The sequence below is a fragment of the Geodermatophilus sp. SYSU D00879 genome, assembly GCF_054050375.1.
In genome coordinates, this window is sequence record NZ_JBJGZF010000024.1 from 26,992 (window position 1) to 49,435 (window position 22,444).

21 protein-coding genes are annotated in these 22,444 nt (G+C 76.3%); 6 read left to right on the plus strand and 15 right to left on the minus strand.

Translation table 11 applies throughout. The annotated features are described in order from the left end of the window. Positions 1-55: 55 nt before the first annotated feature. The 9 genes from ACI79B_RS21385 to ACI79B_RS21425 form a co-directional block, all read right to left on the minus strand. Positions 56-988: an alpha/beta fold hydrolase gene (locus ACI79B_RS21385; protein WP_456929796.1), complete on the minus strand. Its 933-nt coding sequence runs from the start codon at positions 986-988 to the stop codon at positions 56-58. A 71-nt stretch (positions 989-1,059) separates the two neighbouring features. Further along, entirely contained in the window at positions 1,060-1,338 is a 279-nt protein-coding gene (locus tag ACI79B_RS21390; protein ID WP_456929797.1) for a hypothetical protein, read from the minus strand. An 87-nt stretch (positions 1,339-1,425) separates the two neighbouring features. Continuing rightward, a complete protein-coding gene (locus ACI79B_RS21395) occupies positions 1,426-1,842 on the minus strand; it encodes a universal stress protein (protein WP_456929798.1) in 417 nt (138 codons plus the stop codon). After that, positions 1,839-3,422, minus strand: coding sequence for a tripartite tricarboxylate transporter permease (locus tag ACI79B_RS21400; protein WP_456929799.1), 1,584 nt, complete (start codon positions 3,420-3,422; stop codon positions 1,839-1,841). The genes ACI79B_RS21395 and ACI79B_RS21400 overlap by 4 nt, the downstream gene beginning before the upstream one ends. After that, the gene (locus ACI79B_RS21405) at positions 3,422-3,982 is read right to left on the minus strand and encodes a tripartite tricarboxylate transporter TctB family protein (protein ID WP_456929800.1); all 561 of its coding nucleotides are present in this window, start codon (positions 3,980-3,982) and stop codon (positions 3,422-3,424) included. The genes ACI79B_RS21400 and ACI79B_RS21405 overlap by 1 nt, the downstream gene beginning before the upstream one ends. 23 nt (positions 3,983-4,005) lie before the next feature. Beyond that, positions 4,006-5,001: a Bug family tripartite tricarboxylate transporter substrate binding protein gene (locus ACI79B_RS21410; protein WP_456929801.1), complete on the minus strand. Its 996-nt coding sequence runs from the start codon at positions 4,999-5,001 to the stop codon at positions 4,006-4,008. 139 nt (positions 5,002-5,140) lie between these two features. After that, positions 5,141-5,563, minus strand: a complete 423-nt coding sequence (locus ACI79B_RS21415) for a VOC family protein (protein ID WP_387993008.1) — start codon at positions 5,561-5,563, stop codon at positions 5,141-5,143. A 10-nt stretch (positions 5,564-5,573) separates the two neighbouring features. Then, positions 5,574-6,044, minus strand: coding sequence for a helix-turn-helix domain-containing protein (locus tag ACI79B_RS21420; RefSeq protein WP_456929802.1), 471 nt, complete (start codon positions 6,042-6,044; stop codon positions 5,574-5,576). A 96-nt stretch (positions 6,045-6,140) separates the two neighbouring features. Then, positions 6,141-6,314, minus strand: a complete 174-nt coding sequence (locus tag ACI79B_RS21425; RefSeq protein ID WP_457000244.1) for a hypothetical protein — start codon at positions 6,312-6,314, stop codon at positions 6,141-6,143. A 200-nt stretch (positions 6,315-6,514) separates the two neighbouring features. Here ACI79B_RS21425 and ACI79B_RS21430 point away from each other — a divergent pair, with 200 nt between their 5' ends. The 3 genes from ACI79B_RS21430 to ACI79B_RS21440 all read left to right on the plus strand — a co-directional run bounded on the left by ACI79B_RS21430 (position 6,515) and on the right by ACI79B_RS21440 (position 8,323). Next, the gene (locus tag ACI79B_RS21430) at positions 6,515-6,718 is read left to right on the plus strand and encodes a hypothetical protein (RefSeq protein ID WP_456929804.1); all 204 of its coding nucleotides are present in this window, start codon (positions 6,515-6,517) and stop codon (positions 6,716-6,718) included. Between the two features lie 129 nt (positions 6,719-6,847). Continuing rightward, positions 6,848-7,735 carry an alpha/beta fold hydrolase gene (locus ACI79B_RS21435; RefSeq protein WP_456929805.1) on the plus strand — a complete coding sequence of 296 codons (888 nt, stop codon included), beginning with the start codon at positions 6,848-6,850 and terminating at the stop codon, positions 7,733-7,735. An 18-nt stretch (positions 7,736-7,753) separates the two neighbouring features. Next, positions 7,754-8,323: a copper resistance CopC family protein gene (locus ACI79B_RS21440; protein WP_456929806.1), complete on the plus strand. Its 570-nt coding sequence runs from the start codon at positions 7,754-7,756 to the stop codon at positions 8,321-8,323. An 18-nt stretch (positions 8,324-8,341) separates the two neighbouring features. Here the strand turns inward: ACI79B_RS21440 and ACI79B_RS21445 are convergent, their stop codons facing one another. From ACI79B_RS21445 to ACI79B_RS21455, 3 genes are all read right to left on the minus strand, one after another. After that, the gene (locus ACI79B_RS21445) at positions 8,342-9,148 is read right to left on the minus strand and encodes an MBL fold metallo-hydrolase (protein WP_456929807.1); all 807 of its coding nucleotides are present in this window, start codon (positions 9,146-9,148) and stop codon (positions 8,342-8,344) included. A gap of 10 nt (positions 9,149-9,158) precedes the next feature. Next, positions 9,159-12,056, minus strand: coding sequence for an excinuclease ABC subunit UvrA (uvrA, locus tag ACI79B_RS21450; protein ID WP_456929808.1), 2,898 nt, complete (start codon positions 12,054-12,056; stop codon positions 9,159-9,161). Positions 12,057-12,192: 136 nt separating this feature from the next. Next, the gene (locus ACI79B_RS21455) at positions 12,193-13,614 is read right to left on the minus strand and encodes an amidase (RefSeq protein WP_456929809.1); all 1,422 of its coding nucleotides are present in this window, start codon (positions 13,612-13,614) and stop codon (positions 12,193-12,195) included. 48 nt (positions 13,615-13,662) lie between these two features. Here ACI79B_RS21455 and ACI79B_RS21460 point away from each other — a divergent pair, with 48 nt between their 5' ends. Further along, a complete protein-coding gene (locus ACI79B_RS21460) occupies positions 13,663-14,322 on the plus strand; it encodes an MBL fold metallo-hydrolase (RefSeq protein ID WP_456929810.1) in 660 nt (219 codons plus the stop codon). Between the two features lie 20 nt (positions 14,323-14,342). Here ACI79B_RS21460 and ACI79B_RS21465 read toward each other — a convergent pair whose 3' ends face one another. Beyond that, entirely contained in the window at positions 14,343-14,975 is a 633-nt protein-coding gene (locus tag ACI79B_RS21465) for a hypothetical protein (protein ID WP_456929811.1), read from the minus strand. 317 nt (positions 14,976-15,292) lie between these two features. Here ACI79B_RS21465 and ACI79B_RS21470 point away from each other — a divergent pair, with 317 nt between their 5' ends. After that, on the plus strand, positions 15,293-15,535 hold the full coding sequence (locus tag ACI79B_RS21470; protein WP_456929812.1) for a hypothetical protein: 243 nt from the start codon (positions 15,293-15,295) through the stop codon (positions 15,533-15,535). 57 nt (positions 15,536-15,592) lie between these two features. On the opposite strand, the gene ACI79B_RS21475 is transcribed toward ACI79B_RS21470, so the two are convergent. Further along, positions 15,593-16,606, minus strand: coding sequence for a TerD family protein (locus tag ACI79B_RS21475; RefSeq protein WP_456930472.1), 1,014 nt, complete (start codon positions 16,604-16,606; stop codon positions 15,593-15,595). Positions 16,607-16,703: 97 nt separating this feature from the next. Here ACI79B_RS21475 and ACI79B_RS21480 point away from each other — a divergent pair, with 97 nt between their 5' ends. Beyond that, positions 16,704-18,410 (plus strand): Hsp70 family protein, encoded by a 1,707-nt coding sequence (locus ACI79B_RS21480; RefSeq protein ID WP_456930471.1) that lies wholly within the window; start codon positions 16,704-16,706, stop codon positions 18,408-18,410. Between the two features lie 1,848 nt (positions 18,411-20,258). Here ACI79B_RS21480 and ACI79B_RS21485 read toward each other — a convergent pair. Then, positions 20,259-22,313 (minus strand): prolyl oligopeptidase family serine peptidase, encoded by a 2,055-nt coding sequence (locus ACI79B_RS21485; RefSeq protein ID WP_456930470.1) that lies wholly within the window; start codon positions 22,311-22,313, stop codon positions 20,259-20,261. Positions 22,314-22,444: the final 131 nt, after the last annotated feature.

The window sequence follows — 22,444 nt, forward strand, 5'->3', positions numbered from 1 at the left end:
TGGCGCGGCCGACGGTCTGCTCACCCTCGGTCGCGGGGAACCACATCGGTGTGGTTCAGCCCACCCGCGACTCCAGCCAGGCGAGCAGGTCGGCGGTCACCTCGTCGCGGTTGGTCTCGTTGAACACCTCGTGGCGGGCGTCGGGGTAGACGCGCTGGTCGACGGGCAGGCCGCGGTCGCGCAGCAGGCCGGCGAGGGCGGTCACCTGGGCGGCGTCCTCGCCGCCGACCGGGTCCCGCTGCCCCGACAGCAGCAGCACCGGCAGGCCGTCCGGCAGCCCGGCGACGGCCTCGGGGGTCGCGGCGCGGGCGACGAGGGCGAACATGCCCGCGCCGTAGCGGTGGGTGGGCGGGACGTCGTCGCCGCACAGCGGGTCGGCGAGGTACGCGTCCACCTCGGCCGGGTCGCGGGTCAGCCAGTCGTAGGGCGTGCGGGCCGGCTCGAACGGCGCGTTGAAGGCGGCGAGCGCCTCCATCGGCTCGTCGCCCGACCCGCCGGCGACCGCGGCCTCGAGCTGTTCGGCCGTCGCGGCGAGGTGGGGCGCCACGCCGATCGGCCCGGACAGCACCAGCCCGGCCAGCCCGTCGCCGTCCCGCTCGGCCGAGGCCAGCGCGACCGCCGAGCCCAGCGAGTGGCCGAGCAGGACGTAGGGGACGCCGGGGTGGTCGGCGGCCAGCCGGCGGCCGAGCTCGCGGACGTCGTCGAGGACGGCGTCGCTCCCCGCAGCGTGTCCGGCGGCAGGGTCGCCGAACCGGCCGGGGCCGGTGGACTCCGCCGTCCGGCCGTGGCCGCGCTGGTCCTGCGCGGCGACGGCGAACCCGTGGGCGGTGAGCGCGGCGGCCAGGCGGGCGTAGCGGCCGGCGTGCTCGGAGAGCCCGTGCACGACCTGCACGACCGCGCGCACCTCGCCGTCGGGGGTCCAGCGGCGCTCGGCCAGCCGCGCGCCGTCGGCGGCGGGGACGAGGGTGGGGTCGGCGGGCAGGGTCATGGGGCTGGCCTCCTCGGACGTCGTCGTCGGAGGTCAGCCTGCCGGTCCGCGCGGCGGGCCGCGCGGGGTGGTCAGCCGGCCGGGCGGGAGCGGTGCAGCGCGGGCAGGTGCACCGCCGCGACGGCGCGCCGGCCCAGGCGGACGGCGCGGGCGCCCAGCAGGAGCGCCGCGACCAGCCCGACACCGCCGGCGACGACCGCGACCGCACCGGGGACGGCCTCGCCGGTGACGGCGAGGGCCGCGACGGTCACGAGCGCGACGAGCACCAGCGTGGAGCGGATCCCGTCACTGGGCCGGGGCTGACCGCAGTGCGCCAGGTCGGGATCGCAGTCGGGCGTGAGCGCGCTCATGGGCGACTCCTCGGTCGGGGACCCCGTCACACCGTCCGACGGCGTGACGTCCGTCACACGGACGATAAGCGCAGTGACGCCCGGCGTTCAAGCCGTCGCCGCGGGCGGCCCCTTCACGGCGAGGATCGGGCAGTCGACGGTGAGCAGGATCCGCTGCGCCGCGCTGCCCATGAGCAGCTTCCCGACGGCGCTGCGCCGGCGCAGGCCGATGACCAGCAGGTCGGCGCCGGTCTCGGAGACGGTGTCGGCGAGCTCCTCGGCGACGTCGCGGCCGATCGGCTGGCGCAGCTCGACGGGCAGGCCGGAGACGGTGAGCTCGTCCTGCAGCCGGCGCAGCGGGGCACCCTGGAGGTACTCCTCGTCGACCAGCGCGTCGCCGCGGCTGCTGTTGACCACGACGAGCCGGGCGCCGCGGCGGTGCGCCTCGGCCAGCGCGTGCTCGAGCGCGGCCTGCCCGCGCGGGGTGGGCACGTGCCCGACGACGACCACCGGTTGCCGACTCACCGCTCCTCCTCCCGGTCGGGGCCGGCGCCCACGGGTTCGTGGTGGCCCTGCTCGTGGTGGCGCAGCCCCTCCCCCGCCTGCAGCTCCTCCGGCGTGGAGCGGCGGCCGCGCACCGCCCGCAGCACCACCGGCAGCACGAGCGCGAGCAGCGCCAGGAACAGCACGACCCGGCTGAACCAGGTCTCGACCAGCACGCCGAGGTCGCCGCTGCTGATCGCCAGCGCGCGCCGGAGGTTGGTCTCGGCGACCGGGCCGAGGATCAGCCCGATGACCGCGGGCGCGACCGGCCAGCCGTACCGGCGCATCGCGAAGCCCAGCAGGCCGAGGACCAGCAGCAGGACCAGGTCCAGCGGGTCGGCGTTGACCGCGTAGCAGCCCAGCGAGGCGAACAGCAGGATCCCGGCGTAGAGGTAGGGCCGCGGGACGCGCAGCAGCTGCACCCACACCCGGGCCAGCGGCAGGTTGAGCACCAGCAGCATGACGTTGCCGACGAGCAGTGCGGCGATCAGCGTCCAGACCAGCGAGGACTCGGTGGACAGCAGCGTCGGGCCGGGCTGGATGCCGTAGCCCTGGAAGGCGGCCAGGATGATCGCCGCGGTGGCCGAGGTGGGCAGGCCGAGGGTGAGCAGCGGGACGAGGACGCCGGCCGCCGCGGCGTTGTTGGCCGCCTCCGGCCCGGCGACGCCCTCGATCGCCCCGCGGCCGAAGTCCTCCGGGTGCTTCGTGAGCTTCCGCTCGGCGGCGTAGGACAGGAACGTGGGGATCTCCGCGCCGCCGGCGGGCAGCGCGCCCAGGGGGAAGCCCAGCGCCGTCCCGCGCAGCCACGGGCCGACCGAGCGGCGGAGGTCGCGGCGGGTGAGCCAGGGCCCGGAGGCGGCCATCACCTGCACCGGCCCGCGGCGCAGCCGGGAGGCGACGTACAGCGCCTCCCCGACGGCGAACAGCGCGACCGCCACCACGACGACGTCGACGCCGTCGGCCAGCTGCGGGACGCCGAGGGTGAACCGCTCCTGCCCGGTGAGCACGTCGGTGCCGACCAGCCCGAGGTAGAGGCCGACGCCGAGGGAGGCCAGCCCGCGCAGCGGCGAGGCGCCGAGCACGGTGGCGACCGCGACGAAGGCCAGGACGGCGAGGGCGAAGTAGTCGGCCGGGGTGATGCCGATGGCCAGGTCGACGACGGTCGGCGCGACCAGCGCCAGCAGCAGCGTGGCGATCGTGCCGGCGACGAACGACCCGATCGCCGCGGTGGCCAGCGCCGCCGCGCCACGGCCGGCCTTGGCCATCCGGTTGCCCTCGAGCGCGGTCATGATCGAGCTGGACTCGCCGGGGGTGTTGAGCAGGATCGACGTCGTCGACCCGCCGTACATGCCGCCGTAGTAGATGCCGGCGAACATGATGAACGCCGTCGTCGGCTCCAGCGCGTAGGTGACCGGCAGCAGCAGCGCGACGGTCATCGCCGGGCCGATGCCCGGGAGCACGCCGACGGCGGTGCCGAGCAGCACGCCGAGCAGCGCGAACAGCAGGTTGACCGGGGTGAGCGCGTCGGCGAAGCCGCTCGCCAGGTCCGCCAGCGCGCCCATCAGAACCAGCCCGTCGCCAGCTCGAGGAGGGTGCCGCCGGGCAGCGCGACGCCGAGGCCCTTGACGAACACGATCCAGACGACGACCGAGAGCACCCCGCCGGCCAGCAGCGGCCGCACGATGCCGCGGGCGCCGAGGGCCCAGGCGACGAGCGCGAACATCAGCGTGACCGCCAGCGGCCAGCCGATGACGTTGATGAGCAGCGCGTGGCCGAGGAACGCGACGGCGATGATGCCGACCGCGGACCACGACGTCGGGGCGTCGGGGTCGACGTCCTCGCTCTCGTCGGAGGGCCCGCGGTCCCCCTGGAGCACGCGGAAGCCCAGCGCCAGCGCGGTGGCCAGGACCACCCCGCCGACCAGGTAGGGGAAGAACCGCGGGCCGATGGTGTTCGCCGAGCCGGGGACGGCGATGTTCGCGGCGTCGAGGACGAGGTAGAGCCCGAGCGCGCCGAGCAGGACCACCATGGCCAGCTCGCCGCGGCTGACGCCCGTCGGTGGCGGGGCGGGGTGCCGCGACTCCGCGGCGTCGTGCGTGCCGGTCGCGTCGGCGGTCGACACGTCCGGGTCCGGCGACCCGCCGCTCACTGCACGAGCCCGATCTGCTCGAGGATCGCGCGCACCCGCTCCTCCTCGTCGGCCAGGAAGTCGCCGTACTCGTCGCCGGCGAGCAGCAGGTCGTCCCAGCCGTTGGTCTCGACCGCCTCGGCCCACTCGGGGGTGTCGTGGACGTCGACGACGAGCTGCGTGAGGTCCTCGCGCGCCTCCGCCGACATCCCCGGCCGGGCCATGAGACCGCGCCAGTTGGAGACCTCGACGTCGAAGCCGGACTCGACGAGGGTCGGGACGTCGGGCACCTGCTCCGAGCGCTCGGCCGTGGACACCGCGAGGCCGACGAGGTCGCCGGTGCGGACCTGCTCGCCGTAGTCGGTGGGGCCGGAGATGCCGGCGGCGACCTGGTTGCCGAGCAGCGCGGCGAGGGACTCCCCACCGCCGGAGTAGGCGATGTAGTTGACCTGCGCGGGGTCGATGCCGGCGGCCTCGGCGAGCAGCCCGGCGAGGATCTGGTCGGTGCCGCCGGCGGAGCCGCCGGCGATCGGGGTGCCGGCCGGGTCGGCGGCCCACGCCTCCACGAAGCCGCCGATGTCGGTGTACGGCGCCTCGGCCGGGGCGACGATCAGCTCGGTCTCGCCGATGAGCCGGGCGATCGGGGTGACGTCGGAGAGCCGGGTGGCGGAGTCGTTGGTGTCGACGGCGCCGACCATGACCAGGCCCATCATCATCAGCAGCGCGTCGTCGGTCTCCCGGGCGAGCTGGCCGAGGCCGATCGTGCCGCCGGCGCCCTCGACGTTGAAGACCTGCACGTTGCGGGCCAGGCCGCTGGTCTGGACGACCCGCTGGAAGACGCGCGCGGTGGTGTCCCACCCGCCGCCGGGACTGGCCGGGGCCATGACCCGCAGCCGGGAGAGGTCGCCGGGCTGGACGACCGTGCCGGCGCACCCGGTGAGCGCCCCGGCCGCGGTCGCCAGGGCCGGGGCGGCCAGCGCCCCGGCGAGGAACGACCTCCGGCTGAGCGGCACGGACAACCCCCAGGTGTGACGGCGGTCACGCGGGACGCTAGACCCGGCGTGCCTCCCCGGCCACCGCGGGGCCCCGACGACACCCTGGCGGCCGGGCCGGGGACCGCGACGCGGTCCTGCCGGGCCCGGCCGGCGGGGGTCACGCCGACGGCGGCGGCGTCATCTGCGCGATGCGGACGGAGTTCCCGAACGGGTCGCGGAAGCCGAAGTCGATGCCGTAGGGCTGCACCACGGGCTCCTCCGGCAGGTCGACGCCCTTCTCCTTGAGCGCGGCGTGCGTCTTGTGCGCGTCGTCGGTGGTGAGGAACAGGTGGCCGCCGCCGGCGCCCTTGGTGACCAGGTCGCGCACCGTGTCGGCGATCTCCGGGCTCACCGACGGCGGGGCGGGCCGCTCCAGCAGCACCGCGTGGCCGGGGTCGCTGGGCAGGACGACGGTGAGGAAGCGCATCGGCCCGAACTGCTGGTCGGTCTGGACCTCGAAGCCCAGCTTGCCGACGTAGAAGTCCAGCGCCTGGTCCTGGTCGAGGACGTAGAGGGAGGTGATCGAGATGGAGGTCAACATGCCGACGACGCTAGGGGCGGGCGCCGGCGGCGGGCTTCTCCGGAACTGCTGTCTTCTCGCCCGTCTCGCCGTCCGACTCCCGGCCCGGCTTCTGGCTGGGGCGCAGCCAGCGCATGCCGAAGCAGGAGGGCACCGGCGCCAGCGGCCCGCGCCTCCGGTAGGCGCTCGGCGGCTCGCCCACGACGTCGGCGAAGACCCGGCTGAACGTGCCGAGACTGGAGAAGCCGACGGCCATGCAGATGTCGGTGACCGTGCGGTCGGTGCTGCGCAGCAGGAACATCGCCCGCTCCACCCGGCGGCGCTGCAGGTACCGGTGCGGCGTCTCGCCGAAGGTCTCCTTGAAGGTGCGGATGAAGTGCGCCTCGGAGACGTGCGCGACGCGGGCGAGCGCCGGGACGTCCAGCGGCTCCCCGTAGGAGCGGTCCATCTCGTCCCGCGCGCGCAGCATCCGCCGGTTCGAGTCCTCGCTGGCCCGGCTCACCCGGGCAGCATCGCAGGGTCGGAACGGGTTCCTGCGGCGTGACGGCGGCACGTCACTCCCGCGGAGGGTGACCCCCGGCAGGGCCGTGCTGCTGCGTCAGGCCGTGAGCTCGCGGCACTGCGGGCACCGGTCGGGAGCGCCCGCCCAGGGCGCGTCGAGCACCTGCACGATCGCCCCGCAGAGCGCGACCTCGTTCTCCCCCGTCAGCTCCTCTGCGCTGCGGTGCACCTCGACGGCGTGCACGAGCCCCGCCTCCCCGCCCGGGCTCATCCGTGGGGGCCAGCAGGACCGCGGCCGGCCGCAGAGGAGGCTCGTGCCGACCGCACTGACTGTTCGGTCAGTAATCACACCCCCAGGGTGCCCCGGATCACATCCGGCCGCGTCTCGGACGGCGGCGTCTCGTTACCGTTCCGGCACTTCCCCTGCTCGGCGTCTTGTTCGGTCGCCTCGTCGAACGTGCGAGCGAACACGTGGACGACGTGCTGACCGCTCCGGTGCCCGTGGCGCCGGAGCGGTCGGGCCTGTCGTCCGGGCCGCCGGCCGGCTACTGCGCCGGCCACCACCGCGGCAAGCACCAGGCCCCCGGCTGGCGGCACCACCTGACCCCCGACGGCACCCTGACCGTCACCACGCCCCCCGGCCTCACCGCGACGACCGCCCCGCCGCCCTACTGAGGCGGGACCCGGGGCGAGGCGCGGACGCGACCCGGAGCGTTGACCGGTCCCGGAGCCCGCGGACACGATGACGGCGCACGCCCTGCATGGCCGACCTGCCGTGCGCCGGCCCGAGCGACGGGAGCGACCATGGCGGACACGGGGACGATCACGGTGCCCCACCTCGGCACCTCGGCCATCGGCTACCGGTTCGGCCGGCCCTACGACCCCTTGCTCCCGACGCTGGTCCTGGTCAACTCCTTCAGCACGTCCGCCGACCTCTACCGGCCCCAGTTCGCCGACGAGGAACTCGCCGCCACCGCCAACCTGCTCGCGCTCGAGCCCTACGGCCACGGCCGCACCCGCGCCTCGTACGAGCAGTTCACCTACTGGGACTCGGCCATCGCCGACCTGCAGGTCCTCGACGCGCTCGGCATCCCCGAGGCCTTCGTCCTGGGCACGTCCCAGGGCGGGTGGGTGGCAGCCCGGATGGCCGTGCTGGCGCCACGCGTCGTGAAGGGCATCGTCCCCCTGGGCACCTCGATGGACCACGAGAGCCCGCGCAGCCGCGACCTGGGCTGCTGGGACGGCGTCGCCTTCTGCACCCCGGCCATCGACGCGCTCGCCGAGGAGGTCGGCGACGACTGGGTCATCCCGGTGGAACTGGTCGACGCCGTCCTCGCCGAGGGGCTCGGCGAGGACGTGTCACCGGCCGAGCGCTCGTTCTGGCGCGGGACGCACCAGCAGAACTACAGCGGGGACGACGGCCGCCGCCGTCTCCGGCTCTCCAGCATCAACCTGCGCGACCGCGACGGCCTGCACGGCCGCCTGGACGACGTGCGGTGCCCGGTCCTGTGGATGCACGGCACCGAGGACCCGGTGTACTCCGTCGCGAATGCCGAGCAGGAGATCGCGCTCTTCACGAACAGCGCTGGTGCCGAGCTGCGCGTCGTCGACGGCGGCCGGCACTTCCTGAGCGCCTCGCACCCCGCCGAGGTCGACCGCGCCACGATCGACTTCATCCGACGCTGGACGTAGCGACGCCCCGAGGCCCTCGTGCCGACCGTCCGCGGACCCACGACACCGCCGCACCTGCTCCTCACGGCGCTGCTGGTCCTCGGCCTCGCGCTGGCCGCGCCCGGCACCGCGTCGGCGCACCCGCTGCTGCTCGCCACCGAGCCGGTGGCCGACAGCACCGTGATGACGACCCCGCAGGCGGTCGTCCTGACCTTCGCGGCCCGGCCCGCGGGCGGCGAGGTCGCGGTCACCGGGCCGGACGGCGCGCCCGTCGGCGCCGGCCCGGTGGTGCTGGACGGCGCCGTGATGGCCGCACCCGTCGCCCTCACCGCAGCCGGCCGGCACGCCGTCACCTGGTCGGCGGTCTCCGACGACGGCCACCGGCAGCGCGGCGCCTTCGTCTTCTACCACGCACCCGCGCCGTCGCCGTCCCCGCTGCGGCCGGCCGGGAGCACCCCGGTACCCACCGCGGGGGAGCCCACCCGCAGCGACACGGCGTCCACCGCCGACGACGGCGGCGCGCCGGCCCGGGCAGGGGCCGCCCTCGTGACCCTCGGGCTCACGGCCGTCCTGGCCGCCGGCCTCCTCGCCCGGCGCGGACGCCGCTGAGGCGCGGCGCGACCGGCGTCAGTCCGCCTGCTCCCAGCGCCGGCCCGCGCGGGTCACCCGGCCACGCGCCAGCTGCGGGAAGTGGGCGCCCACGCCGGACGTCCCCTCCTCCCCCAGCTCCCGCCACAGCCGCCGGCGGGTGCGGTCGGCGAGGGCGGCGTCGACGTCGCTCATCGACCGCCAGCCCGGCTCGGCCAGCTGCACCGGGCAGGTGATGGCGTCGCCGAGCAGCACCAGGCGCTCCCCGCCGGAGGTGACCGACACGGCCAGGTGCCCCGGCGTGTGCCCCGGTGTCAGCACGGCGTCGACCCCGGGCGTGACGGTGGCGTGCTCGCCGAGCGGGCGCAGCCGCGCGGTCCCGGCCCAGCGGCGGAAGCCGGTGCGGACGTGCGCGGCCATATCCCCCGGCCCGTCGACGAAGTGGGCGCCGTCGGCGGCGCCGAACCAGATCGTCGCGCCGGGGAACACCGGCTCGCCGTCGAGCCCGAACAGCCAGCCGACGTGGTCGGCGTGCAGGTGCGTGCACACGACGTCGGTCACGTCGTCCGGGTGCACGCCCAGCGCCCGCAGGCCGGTCGGCAGCTGGCCGCCGACGAGCAGCATCCGGTCCGGCAGCGCCTGCGCCTCCGGCCCCATCCCGGCGTCGACCAGCACGACCCGGCCGCCGGCGCGGACGACGAAGCAGCCGATCGGCAGCCAGGCCGCGCCGTCCCGGTCGAAGAGCTCCGGGTGCGCGCCGGGCGGGACGTCCCCGCCGAAGTAGCTCCGGCGGGCGACGAACGTCCCGTCCGCGACGGCGTCGACCCGCACGTCCCCGACGCGCACCCGGTCCTGCTCAGCTCGCGCGCTTGCGCGTGGCCCGCTTCTTCGGACCGGCGGCCGCCGCCTCGATCGCGGCGGCGTCCAGCAGCGGCACCAGGTACCGGCCGGTGTGCGACTCAGGCACCGACGCGACGAACTCCGGCGGCCCCTCGGCCACGACCGTGCCGCCGCGGAACCCGCCCTCGGGCCCCATGTCGATCAGCCAGTCGGCGCTCTTGATCACGTCGAGGTTGTGCTCGATGACGATGACCGAGTTGCCCTTCTCGACCAGGCCCTGCAGCACCTGCAGCAGCTTGCGGATGTCCTCGAAGTGCAGGCCGGTGGTCGGCTCGTCGAGGACGTACACGCTGCGGCCGTTGGACCGCTTCTGCAGCTCGCTGGCCAGCTTGACCCGCTGCGCCTCGCCGCCGGACAGCGTCGTCGCCGGCTGGCCGAGCCGCACGTAGCCCAGGCCGACGTCGGTCAGCGTGCGCAGGTACCGCGAGATCGACGGGATCGCGGCGAAGAAGTCCGCGGCCTCCTCGATCGGCATGTCGAGGACCTCGGCGACCGTCTTGCCCTTGTAGTGCACCTCGAGCGTCTCCCGGTTGAACCGGGCGCCCTTGCACACCTCGCACGGGACGTAGACGTCCGGCAGGAAGTTCATCTCGATCTTGAGGGTGCCGTCGCCGGAGCACGCCTCGCAGCGTCCGCCCTTGACGTTGAAGGAGAACCGCCCCGGCTGGTAGCCGCGGATCTTCGCCTCCGACGTCTGCGCGAACAGCTTGCGGACCTGGTCCCACACGCCGGTGTACGTGGCCGGGTTGGACCGCGGGGTCCGCCCGATCGGCGACTGGTCGACGTGCACCACCTTGTCCAGGTGCTCGAGCCCGGTGACCGTCCGGTGCCGGCCCGGCACCATCCGCGCCCGGTTCAGCTCGTTGGCCAGGACCGTGTAGAGGATGTCGTTCACCAGGCTGGACTTGCCCGAGCCGGACACCCCGGTGACGCCCACCAGCATGCCCAGCGGGAACGTGACGTCGACGCCCTTGAGGTTGTGCTCCCGGGCGCCCTTGACCACCAGCTCGCGACCGGGCTGCGGCTGCCGCCGCACCTTCGGCACGGTGATCTCCTTGCGGCCCGACAGGTACTGCCCGGTCAGCGACTCCTCGCTGGCGAGCAGCTCCTCGACGGTGCCGCTGACGATCACCTCGCCGCCGTGCTCGCCGGCGCCCGGGCCGATGTCGACCACCCAGTCGGCGGTCTTGATCGTGTCCTCGTCGTGCTCGACGACGATGAGCGTGTTGCCCATGTCGCGCAGCCGGACCAGCGTCTCGATCAGCCGGGTGTTGTCCCGCTGGTGCAGCCCGATCGACGGCTCGTCGAGCACGTACAGGACGCCCACCAGGCCGGAGCCGATCTGCGTGGCCAGCCGGATCCGCTGCGCCTCGCCACCGGCCAGCGTCGCCGCCGGCCGGTCGAGGGACAGGTAGTCCAGGCCGACGTCGACCAGGAACGACAGCCGTGCCTGGATCTCCCTGAGCACGCGGTCGGCGATCGCCCGCTCCCGCTCGCCCAGCTCCAGGGCGCCCAGCCAGTCGGAGGCCTCGCCGATCGACAGGCCGGTCACCTCGGCGATCGAGCGGCCGTTGAGCTTGACCGCGAGGATCTCCGGCTTGAGCCGGGTGCCGTGGCAGACGGGACAGGGCACGTCGCGCATGTAGCCCTCGTACTTGTCCCGCATGTAGTCGCTGTCGGTGTCCTCGTGCCGGCGCTCGAGGAACGGCAGCACGCCCTCGAACGCGGCGTAGTAGCTGCGCTCGCGGCCGTAGCGGTTCCTGTAGCGGACGTGCACCTGGTCCGGGGAGCCGTGCAGGACGGCCTTCTGCACCTTGGCCGGGAGCCCTTCCCACGGGGTGTCCATGGAGAAGCCGAGCTGGTCGGCCAGCCCGGACAGCAGCCGCTGGAAGTACTCGTTGCTCATCGAGCCGGCCCACGGGGCGATCGCGCCCTGCGCCAGGCTCTTCTCCGGGTCGGGGACGACGAGGTCGGGGTCGACCTCCTTGCGCGTCCCGATGCCGGTGCACTCCGGGCAGGCGCCGAACGGCGAGTTGAACGAGAACGAGCGCGGCTCGAGCGCCTCGAACGACAGGCCGTCGTCGACGCAGGCCAGGTGCTCGGAGAAGGTCCGCTCGCGCTCCGGGTCGTCCTCGGGCAGGTCGACGAAGTCGAGGACGACGAGGCCGCCGGCGAGGCCGAGCGCGGTCTCGACCGAGTCGGTGAGGCGGCGCTTGGCGCTCTCCTTCACCGTCAGCCGGTCGACGATCACCTCGATCGTGTGCTTCTCCTGCTTCTTGAGCTTCGGCGGCTCGGTCAGCGGGTGCACCACGCCGTCGACCCGGACGCGGGAGAAGCCCTGCGTCTGCAGCGAGCTGAACAGGTCGACGTACTCGCCCTTGCGCGCCCGCACGACCGGGGCGAGCACCTGGAAGCGGGTGCCCTCCTCCATGGCGAGCACCTGGTCGACGATCTGCTGGGGCGTCTGCCGGGCGATCGGCTTGCCGCAGTTGGGGCAGTGCGGCTGGCCGGCGCGGGCGTAGAGCAGCCGCAGGTAGTCGTAGACCTCGGTGATGGTGCCGACGGTCGACCGCGGGTTGCGGTTGGTCGACTTCTGGTCGATCGACACCGCGGGCGACAGGCCCTCGATGAAGTCGACGTCGGGCTTGTCCATCTGGCCGAGGAACTGGCGGGCGTAGGCCGACAGCGACTCGACGTAGCGCCGCTGGCCCTCGGCGAAGATCGTGTCGAAGGCCAGGCTCGACTTGCCCGACCCGGACAGCCCGGTGAAGACGATCAGGGCGTCGCGGGGCAGGTCGATGTGGACGTCCTTGAGGTTGTGCTCACGGGCGCCGCGGACGACGAGACGGTCCAAAGTGATCCCTGTCGGTCAGCCGGGCCGGCCGGTCTCGCCGGGCCGCGGAGGGTGTGTCGAGATGTCGATACGGACAACGCCGTCACTGCCCGCGCGCAATCCGTGACGACGGCGACGTTGCCGCCGGTGGGGGTGCTCAGACGGGAGCCGGGGACGGCGCTCCGGCGGGGTCGAACACCGGGGCGTGACGGCGCCAGGGCGCGCGTCGCTCCAGCTCTCCGGCCAGCCAGAGTAGTCGCGTCTCGCTACCCGGGGGGCCCACCAGCTGGACCGCCAGCGGCACCCCCTCCTCGCGCGTCCCGACGGGCAGCACCACCGCCGGGACCCCGGCCAGGTTCCACGGCCAGGCCCACGGGGCCCACCGGTTGTTGGCGTCGAAGTTCGCCAGGAACCCGCGCTCGTGCCACGGCCGCGCCGGCAGCGGCGGGCCGTTGGTGATCGGGGTCAGCAGCACGTCGAGGTCGCCGTCCGCGAAGAACGCCGCCGTCCGCTCCCGGAACCGCTCGGCGGTCGCCGGCCGGACGAGGCCGGCCCGGCGGGCCAGCCGGCCGAGCCGGGCGTGGGTGCGGCTGCGCGGCTGCAGCGCCGCCCGGTCCAGCCCGAGCGCCGCGGCGTCGTCCTCCGCGCCGGCCAGCCAGCGGGCGGTCGCGCCGAAGGCGGCTCCCCACGGGACCACCGGGGCGCGCTCGACGACGACGTGCCCGGCGCCGCGCAGCAGCCGCGCCGTCCGCTCGACCGCCCCCCGGGCGGCGGCGTCGGGACGGGCCCACGGCAGCGGGGAGCGCCGGCCCACGGCGATCCGCAGCGGCCGCCCCGGGTCGGGCGCCGACCGGTCCGGGCCGGGGTCCTCCCCCGCCAGGACCGCGGTGCCCAGCGCGACGTCCTCGACGGTGGTCGCCAGCACACCGTTGACGGCCATGCCCGACCAGTCGTCGGCGCCGATGCCGCCGGGCAGCACGCCGCGCCCGGGCTTGAGGGTGACCAGCCCGCACGCGGCGGCCGGCAGCCGCAGCGAGCCCATCCCGTCGTTGCCGTGCGCCAGCGGGACCGCGCCGGCGGCGACGGCGGCGGCGCTGCCGCCGGAGCTCCCGGCCGGGGACAGCGCGGTGTCCCAGGGGTTGCGGGTGACGGTGCCCGGCCCGTCGGTGGCGGCGTAGAGGCACAGCTCGGGGACCCGGGTGATCCCGACGACGACGGCGCCCGCGGCGCGCAGCCGGGCGACGACCTCGTGGTCGGCGTCGGCCAGGGACGCCGCGGAGCAGCCGTCGGTCACCGTCTCCCCGGCGACGCCGACGTTGTCCTTCACCGCCACCGGGACACCGGCCAGCGGCAGCGTGGCCCGGCGCGGGTCGGCGTCGACCGCCGCCGCCTCGGCCAGCGCCGCCTCGGCGCGGACCACGCGGAACGCGCCGATCCGGGGCTCGACCTCGGCGAGGTGGGCCAGGTGCGCCCGCACCACCTCGACCGCGGACACCTCGCCCGCGCGCACGCGCGCGGCGAGGACGGAGGCGGGCAGGCCGACGAGCCGGGCGCCGCCCGGAGCTCCGCTAGCGTCCATGCGGGCGACCGTAACCGCGGTCGCCGACAGATCTCGAACGGAGGCCCGATGACCTACACCGGCGACGTCGAGGTGGGCGGCCCGGCCGACGTGCGGGAGCTGCCCGGGCTCACGATCAGCAAGGTCGCCGTCAGCGAGATGGCGAACAACGCCTACCTGCTGCGGGACACCGCGACCGGGCAGGCGCTGCTCGTCGACGCGGCCGCCGAACCCGACACGCTGCGCGCCCTCGTCGGCGACGCCGACCTGCGCACCGTCGTCACCACGCACGGGCACTGGGACCACCACCGGGCGCTGCCCGACGTCGTCGCCGCCACCGGCGCGCAGACGGTGGCGCACGCGGCCGACGCCGGCGACCTGCCCGTCCCCGTCGACCGGACGGTGGCGCACGGCGACACCGTCGCCGTCGGCGAGCAGGTGCTGGAGGTGGTGCACCTGCGCGGGCACACACCGGGCAGCGTCGCGCTGGTCTGGCGGGGGCCGGAGGGCGCCGGCACGCACGTCTTCACCGGCGACAGCCTCTTCCCCGGCGGCGTCGGGAACACGCAGCAGGACCCGGAGCGGTTCGCCAGCCTCATCGACGACGTCGAGCAGCGGCTGTTCGCCGTCCTCCCGGACGACACGTGGGTCTACCCCGGCCACGGGAAGGACACGACGCTGGGCGCCGAGCGCCCGTCGCTGCCGGAGTGGCGCGCCCGCGGCTGGTGACCCAGGGGCCGGGCCGGTGCTCAGCGCCGGCCCGGCTCCACCACGATCGTCGTCACGTTCGTGAAGTCGCCGAGGAAGGTGCCCGTACCGGTGATCACGATCTCGTGCGTCCCCGGCGGCAGCGGGTGCAGGAGGGCGACGAAGCCGGCACCGACGGAGAGGGCCCGCTGAGCCGGCACCCCGAGGATGTCGTCCTCCGGGAGGTGGATCGTCAGCCGCGGCGTCTCCACCAGGGTCAGCGAGAGGGGCCTGCCGTCGACGGTGACGGTGAGGTCGCTCCCCGGCACGTCCACCGCACGCGCGCACTCGCGCAGCTCGGCCACGGTGCTGCCGAAGAACGGCGGCTCCTCGACGGTGCTGCACTCGATGGTCACGGCTGCGACGAAGATCCGGGTGCCCGGTGCCACGGTGCACGTCGGCGGGTCCTCGGGATCCAGCGTGAACGGCGCGACCACGCGGTCGCCGAGGTCGATGCACCAGGGGTCCCCCGCGGCCAGCGGGTTCTCGCGCACGGGCGTCTCGAGGACCGTCTCCCAGAGCTCCCCGAGCAGGGTCCGCAGCTGACGGTCCGGTGCCGCGGACGCCGCCGGGGCGGTGACGACGGTGACCATGACGGCCACCAGCGCGGCCAGCAGGATGCGGATGACGCGCATGATCGGGTCCCCCTTCACCGTGCGTGGCGCCGGCCCGGGCGGGCGGTGCCGGTCCCTCGGGCCTGCACGGTCCCCAGCCGCGCGGCGGGCGTCCACGGCCCGGAGCACCGCGCGCCACCTCGACCACCGGTCCCCGCGCGGGTGTCGTCCTCCTGCGAGGCCGCGGTCGCGCTGTGTAGCGGGGCTGGTCGCAGGTGCCCGGGAGCGTCGCCCGGTGCGACCATCTGTGCCTGCGCCGGCGACCGTCGGCAGCTCCCGTGGGTCGGGGAGCCGGCGTGCAGGCCAGGACGGCCGGCGGCGGGTCACGAGGAGGCCACATGCACTCGCAGGCGAAGCAAGAGGCGCAGGAAGCCCTGTTCACCGCGATCAGGGACCAGGCCGAGAAGAACATGCGGTCCGCGATGCGGCCCGCGGAGAAGGCCGCGCTCCTGCGCCGGCTGGCGGAGGCCTACCGGCTCACCGCCGGTGGCCCGATGCCCGAGACCCCCTCGCGCCGGGCCGCCCCCGCACCGCGGAAGGCCGCGGACGACGGGGCTTCCCCGCGCACACGCACCGCCTGAGCGCCGTCGGCGGGCGCGCCCGGGGTCGCGGGACCCCGGGCGCGCGGGCCTACCGGCTCACTTGCGGCCGGGCGTCCAGTCCATGCCCCAGCCGTAGGTGCGGTCGAGCACGTCCTGACCGCCGTGCACGTAGCGCACCTCGCGGTTGACGACGAGCTGCCCGCCCTGGTTCTCGATCATCGCGATCGCGCAGATGCGGGCGCGCGGGTCGTGCTCGTCCAGGCGCACCTCGATCTGCGGCCCGTTCGCCGGGAACATGGTGACGACGGCGTCGGCCTGGCCCCAGTTCGGCACGCCCTCGTAGATGAGCGCGAACACGAGGATCCGGCGGATCAGCTGCGTGTGCTGCAGGTCGATCATCAGGTTCTCGCCACCGCTGTTGGCGCCCGACCGGTCGTCACCGTCCAACCACACGATCGACCCGCCGTTGCCGAGCGTGTGCTGCCCGCGGAAGGCGTTGCCCAGCGCCTGGATGACGCCCTTGGACCCGTCGGCGTACTCGTAGAGGCAGCCGAGGTCGAGGTCGATCGCCCCGCCGCCGGCAGCCGCGGCCAGCCGCTTGAGGAAGCCGCCGCCCCCGCCGCCGCCACCACCGGGACGGGAGTTCCAGTTCAGGTTGACCCGCAGGACGCCGGTGGTGCCGGCCGTCTTCGTCAGCGAGACCGACGGCGCCGACTTCGTCAGCGACACCTTCTCCATGTTGACCCCGCCCTGCTGCGGCGGGGCCGGCGGCTGCTGGCCGTACTGCTGGCCGTACGGGTCCTGCTGCGGCGGCTGGCCGTAGGGGGGCTGGCCCGGCGGCGGGTAGGGCGGCTGGCCCTGCGGCGGGTACGGGGGCTGCCCCTGGTACGGCGGCTGCCCGTACGGCTGGCCCGGCGGCGGGTACGGCGGCTGCCCGGGCGGCGGGTACTGGCCCGGCGGCGGGTAGGGCGGCTGCCCCTGGTGCGGCGGCTGACCGTAGGGCTGCCCCGGCGGCGGCTGCGGGGGCTGGTACGGCGGCGGCTGCGGCGGGGCCGGAGGGGTCTCCGGCTGCGGCGGCGGGGACTTCGGGCGCTTCGTGTAGTCGACCAAGGGAGGCCTCCCCGCAGGTCGCCCGACCGGGCCGACCTGCGCTCTGAGCGGCGGACACGTCCCCCCGACCCTATGTCCCGCCGCTACCCTCCGGCCCATGCCGCGCGGTGCCCCCTCGCCCTCCCCTGCCGTGTACGGGATCGACCTGGGCACCACGTACAGCTGCCTGGCGCAGGTCGACGACGACGGCGCCGCGCGGGTCGTCCCCCTCCTCGACGGCGCCCCGACGCTGCCCAGCGTCGTCCTGTTCGTCGGCCCCGACGACTACGTCACCGGCGAGCGCGCCCGCGTCCTGGCGCGCGCCCGGCCCGACGACGTCTGCACGCTGGTCAAGCGGCGCATGGGCGACGGCACGTGGCGGTTCGTCAGCCACGGCCGGTCCTGGTCGGCGCCCGCGGTGAGCAGCCTGGTGCTCAAGGCGCTGGTCAGCGAGACCGGCTTCTCCACGCCGGGCCCGGTGCAGGACGTCGTCATCACCGTGCCCGCCTACTTCGGCGACGAGGAGCGGCGGGCCACCCGGCTGGCCGGCGAGTACGCGGGCCTCACCGTCCTCGACGTCATCAACGAGCCCACGGCGGCCGCGCTGGCCTACGGCTTCGCCCGCCTCGACGGCGGCGGACCGCCCGGGCACCTCGAGGAGGTCGCGCTCGTCTACGACCTCGGCGGCGGCACGGTCGACGTCGCGGTCGTGGAGCTGGCCGACCGGCGGCTGGCCGTCGTCGCCACCGACGGCGACCACGAGCTCGGCGGCGCCGACTGGGACGAGAAGCTCGCCGTCCACCTCTCGCACGCCTTCCTCGCCGCCCACCCCGAGGCCGAGGACCCGCTCGACGACGGCGCCGGCGGCCAGGCGCTGGTGCTCGCCGCCGAGCGGGCCAAGCGCGAGCTCAGCGTCCGGCAGTCCGTCGTCGTGCCGGTCGAGCACGACGGCCGCCGGGTGGACGTGCCGGTGACCCGCGCCGAGTTCGAGCGGCTCACCGCGGGCCTGCTCGACCGCACGGTGGAGCTGACCCGCGCGGCGGTCGCCGCGGCCCGCGCCCGCGGCGTCGACCGGATCGACCGGGTGCTGCTCGTCGGCGGCTCGACCCGGATGCCCGCCGTCGCGCGGCGGCTGACCGCCGAGCTCGGCGTGCCGGCCGAGCTGCACGACCCCGACCTCGCCGTCGCCAGGGGCGCCGCGGTGTACGGCCGGAAGAAGCAGCTGGAGCGGCTGCTCACCGCCGACCTGGTGACCCGCGGGCAGTTGCGCGGTGGCGCGCCGCTGCAGTACGCCGCCCCGGCCGACGTCGACGCCGCCTGCGCCCGCCTCGGCGACGCCGTCGGTCTGTCCGCGGCTCAGGTGCGGCGCACCGTGGAGATCCAGGTGCTCAACACCGTCTCCCGCGGCTTCGGCGTCCTGGCGCTGGACCGGTTCGGCGAGCCGTCGGCGGTCTTCCTGGTGCACCGCGACGACCGGCTGCCGGTGGCCGTGCGCCGCTCGTTCGGCACGGTGCACGACGACCAGCGGGTGGTCACCATCCGGGTGGTCGAGCAGGGCGGCGGCGCCGAGTCGGCCCGGCCCGAGGACGCCAAGCTGCTCGCCGAGGCCTCCATCGAGGACATCCCGCCCGGGTACCCCGCCGGCACCGAGATCGAGGTCGTGCTGCGGATGGGCTTCGACGGCATCCTCGAGCTGACCGCGCTGCACGAGGGGCTGGCCGACCGCCCGCTCACCGTGCGGGTGGAGACCGGCGCGGCGCTGAGCCAGGCCGACGTCGCCCGCGAGCGCGCGCAGGTCGGCCGGGTCCGCCGCCGGCAGGACTGAGCCGATGACGCTGCCGCCGTTCGACGGCAACGGCTACCGCAAGCGGGTCCTCGCCGCGATCGAGCGCCGCGGCGGCCCGGACACCACCGACCCCTTCGAGGTCTACGACCTCCCGCTGGAGGCCGCGGCGTGGCTGACCGACGACGAGGTCGCCCGCCGGGTCGAGGAGGTCTGGGCGTTCTGGCAGAAGCAGCGCGACCACCCCAAGTACCGCGGGCTGGTGACCGCGCTGCTGCGGTCCCACGACGCCCTCGCCGCGCAGCTGCGCACCCCCGGCGGGCGGGAGTGGCTGGCCGGGCAGACCCGCGCGGAGCGGGAGCGGCGGGAGGCGGCCCGGTTCGCCGAGCTCGACGCCGCCCTGGAGCGGCTGGCCGAGCGCTTCGGCGGCGTGCCGGCGGACAAGGTCGACGGGCTGCGCGCCCTGGCCGCCGCTGCGGGCGTCGACGACGCCGGTTTCGAGGCCCGGCTGCGCCGCCACCGGCAGCTCGGCGCCGCCCCGACCGTCGACGACGCCGTCCTCCGGCAGGTCCGCGACGGGCTGGAGGAGCTCGGCCGGATCGAGGGGGCCCCGGTGCCGGGCCTGCACGCGTTCCTGGAGCTGCCCCCGACGGCGGACCGGGAGACCGTGCGCCGCCGCCGCGACGCGCTGCTCGTCCTCAACCGGCAGCGCCGCCCCGACCGGCGTCGCGCGCTCGTCGACGACCTGCTGGCCGCCGTGGGCGCGCTGCTGGTCGACGGCGACCCGGACCGCTACCTCGACGCGCTGGCCGCCGACGTCCGCGAGGCGCTGCGCCCGCGGGTGGCGGCCGCGGTGCTCGTCGAGGACCGGCTCACCCCCGCCGACGCGCACGTCCTCGTGCAGGAGGCGATGGCCGCCGGGCTCGACCCGCGGCGCGCCGCCGCCGTCGTCACCGAGCTGGCCGCCGCGGCCGGCACCGCGGTCGAGCTGGTCCCGCCGCCGCCCGTACCCGGCCGGGGCGCCTGGCAGGCGGAGGTGTCCGCGGCCCGGGCGGCGCTGCGGGCCGGGCGGCCGGTCGCCGCGCGCCGGCACGCCGCCGCCGCGCTGGCCGCGGCCGGCGGCATGCAGCCGCCGATCCGCGCGGTGCAGGAGGAGGCCGCGGAGGCGGTCGCGCGGGCGGAGGCGGCCTGGCGCGGTGTGGGTCCCGCCGTCGCCGCGCGGCGCCACGCGGCGGCCGCCGCCGCGCTCGAGCAGCTGGTCGCCACGGCCGCCGACGTCCCCGGCCCGGGCGGGGAGGACGCCGCCGGGCTGCTCCGGCGGTCGCGGGAGGCGCTGGCGCTGGCCGACGCGGTCCTCGCCCCGCCCTGCGCCGGCCGGGACCGCGAGGACGCGCTGCTGGCCGCCCTCGACGCCGTCGCCGACCACCCCGCCGCCCGGGCCGAGCTCGCCGCACTGGCCGTCGCGCCGGCCACGGACGTCGTCGTCGCCCCGGCGCCCGGCGGTGCCCGCGAGGTGCGCTGGACGGCGTCGGCGTCGGCGGGCCCGGTCGAGTACCGGGTGCTGCGGGTGCGCCCGGACGGCACCCGGCAGGTGGTCGGGTCGACCACGGTCACCGCGCTCGAGGACGGCGGGTACGGCGAGGTCGCCGGCTACGTCGTCGTCGCGTCCCGGCTCGGCGTCGCGGCGCCCGAGGCGCACGGCGGGGACGCCCGGCCGCGGCCCCCTGCCGTCTCCCTGCCGCCGGTCTCCGGCGTCGTGCTGCGCGGCGACCGGCTGCGCTGGGACTGGCCCCCGGGCTGCACCGAGGTGGTCGTCGTGCTGCGGCCGGACGCGCCGCCGGCAGGCCCCGACGACCCGGCCGGCACCCGCCGCAAGGTCACCAACTCCCGCTACGAGATCGACGGCGGGCTGCCGGTCCCCGCGGCGCCCGGCCACGTGGCGGTGTTCCCGGCCGCGCGGGTGGACGGCCGGCTCGTGGTGTCCGCCGAGGGCGCGCGGCTGCGGCCGGCCTGAGTTCCCACCGGCAGCCAGCGGTCCCACCAGGCGAGCAGGTGCTCGAACCGGGCCAGCCGGTGCCGGGGCCGGCCGGAGCGGGACAGCTCGTGGCCCTCGCCGGGGAACAGCAGGAGCGCGCTCGGCACGCCCTGCCGCTGCAGCGCGACGAACAGCCGCCGGCCCTGCTCGACCGGGCAGCGCTCGTCCTGCTCGGCGTGGACGACGAGGGTCGGCGTGCGGATCGCCGCGGCCTGCGCCAGCGGGCTCACCGGCTCGGCGCCCATGTAGGCGTCGGCGTACCACCAGCCGATGTCGCTGGAGCCGGCGAACGACGCCGGGTCGGTCACCGCCCGCTCCACGACCGCGGCGGCGAACCGGTCGGTGCGGGTGAGCAGCAGCGCGGTGAGGAACCCGCCGTAGGAGCCGCCGTGGATCCCGACCCGCTCGGCGTCCAGCGCCGGGTCGGCCAGCGCGGCGTCGAGGAAGGCCAGCACGTCGGCGGCGTCCCGGTCGCCCCAGGCCCCGACGACGGCGCGGGCGTGCTCCTCCCCGTAGCCGGACGAGCCGCGCGGGTTGCACTGCACGACCGCGTAGCCCGCCGACACGTACACCTGCGTCTCGTCCAGCAGCGACCAGCCGTACTGGGCGAACGGCCCGCCGTGCACCAGCAGCAGCACCGGGTGCGGGCCGGGGCCGTCGGGCACGGTGACCCAGCCGTGCACCGGCGCGCCGTCGGGGGCCGTGGCGGTGCGCTCGGTGGCGCGGTGCAGCCGGCCGGTGGCGCCGAGCGCGGCGCCGAAGCCGGTGAGCAGGCGACGCCGGCCGGGGGTGATCGCCACCAGCTCCCCCGCCGAGCGGTCGTGCGCGACGGTGGCGACGACGACCCCGCCCCCGGCCGCGACCCCGCGCACGGTGAACGGCCCCTCGACCAGCGTCTCGGGCGCGCCGCCGTCGAGGGGCACCCGCAGCAGTGCCACCGAGCCGCGCCGCTCGACGCCGACCAGCGCCGCGCCGCCGCACAGCACCGTCGCCGGCGTCTCGTCGCCGCGGTGGGTCTCCCGTGGGTCGAGCACGGCCTCCAGCGGGCCGCCGGCGGCCGGCACCCGGCACAGCGTCAGCCCGCGCCCGGCGACGTCGAGCCCGTCGGGGCCGAGGTCGGGGCGAGCGGTCACGTAGACCCACGTCCCGGCGGGGTCGAACGCCGGCAGCCGGCACTCGCCGCGGCCGCGGGTCACCCGGCGCGGCTCCCCGCCGGTCACCGGCACCAGCCAGACGTCGCGGACGCAGTCGCGGTCGGCGCGGGCGTGCCGCGCGGAGACGAACGCCAGGGTGCCGCCGTCGGGCGACCAGGCGACGTCGGTGTCCTCGCCGCGGCCGTCGGTGAGCTGCCGCGCCTCGGGCGGGTCGCCGGTGTCGTCGAGCGGGTCCGGAGGCAGGTCGAGGACGAACACGCAGCTGGGGCGGTCGGCGGTGTAGCCGACGTCGTCGACGCGGTGCCGCAGCCGGGTGACCAGCCGCGGCGGCTCGGCCTCCGGCGGCACGTCGTCGGCGGTGCCGTAGCGGCCCTCCTCGGGCACGCGGGCCACCCAGGCCAGCCGGCGGGAGTCCGGTGACCACACCGGGGCGCCGGCGCCCAGCGGCGCGTCGGTGAGCCGGCGCGGCGCGCCGCCGGCGGTGGGCAGCAGGTGCAGCTGCGGGTGCCCACCGGGCGCAGCCGACAGGTAGGCCAGCCAGCGGCCGTCCGGGGAGAACGCCGGGGCGGAGTCGCGGGCGCCGGAGGTCAGCGGGCGGGCCGGCGCCGAGCCGTCGGTGGGGACGGCCCACAGCTGGGCGCGGTAGGCGTCGGCATCCAGATCGGGGTGGCTGACCGCGACCACGGCCATGCGCCCGTCCGGCGAGACCGCCGGCGTCCCCGGCGTCCGCAGCAGGGCGAGGTCGGCGGGCCGCATGGCCCACTGAGCGTAGTGCAGTCGTCACCCCCGGGGGGGGGGGGGGGGGGGGGGGGGGGGGGGGGGGGGGGGGGGGGGGGGGGGGGGGGGGGGGGGGGGGGCGGGGGGGGGCGGGGGGGGGGGGGGGGGGG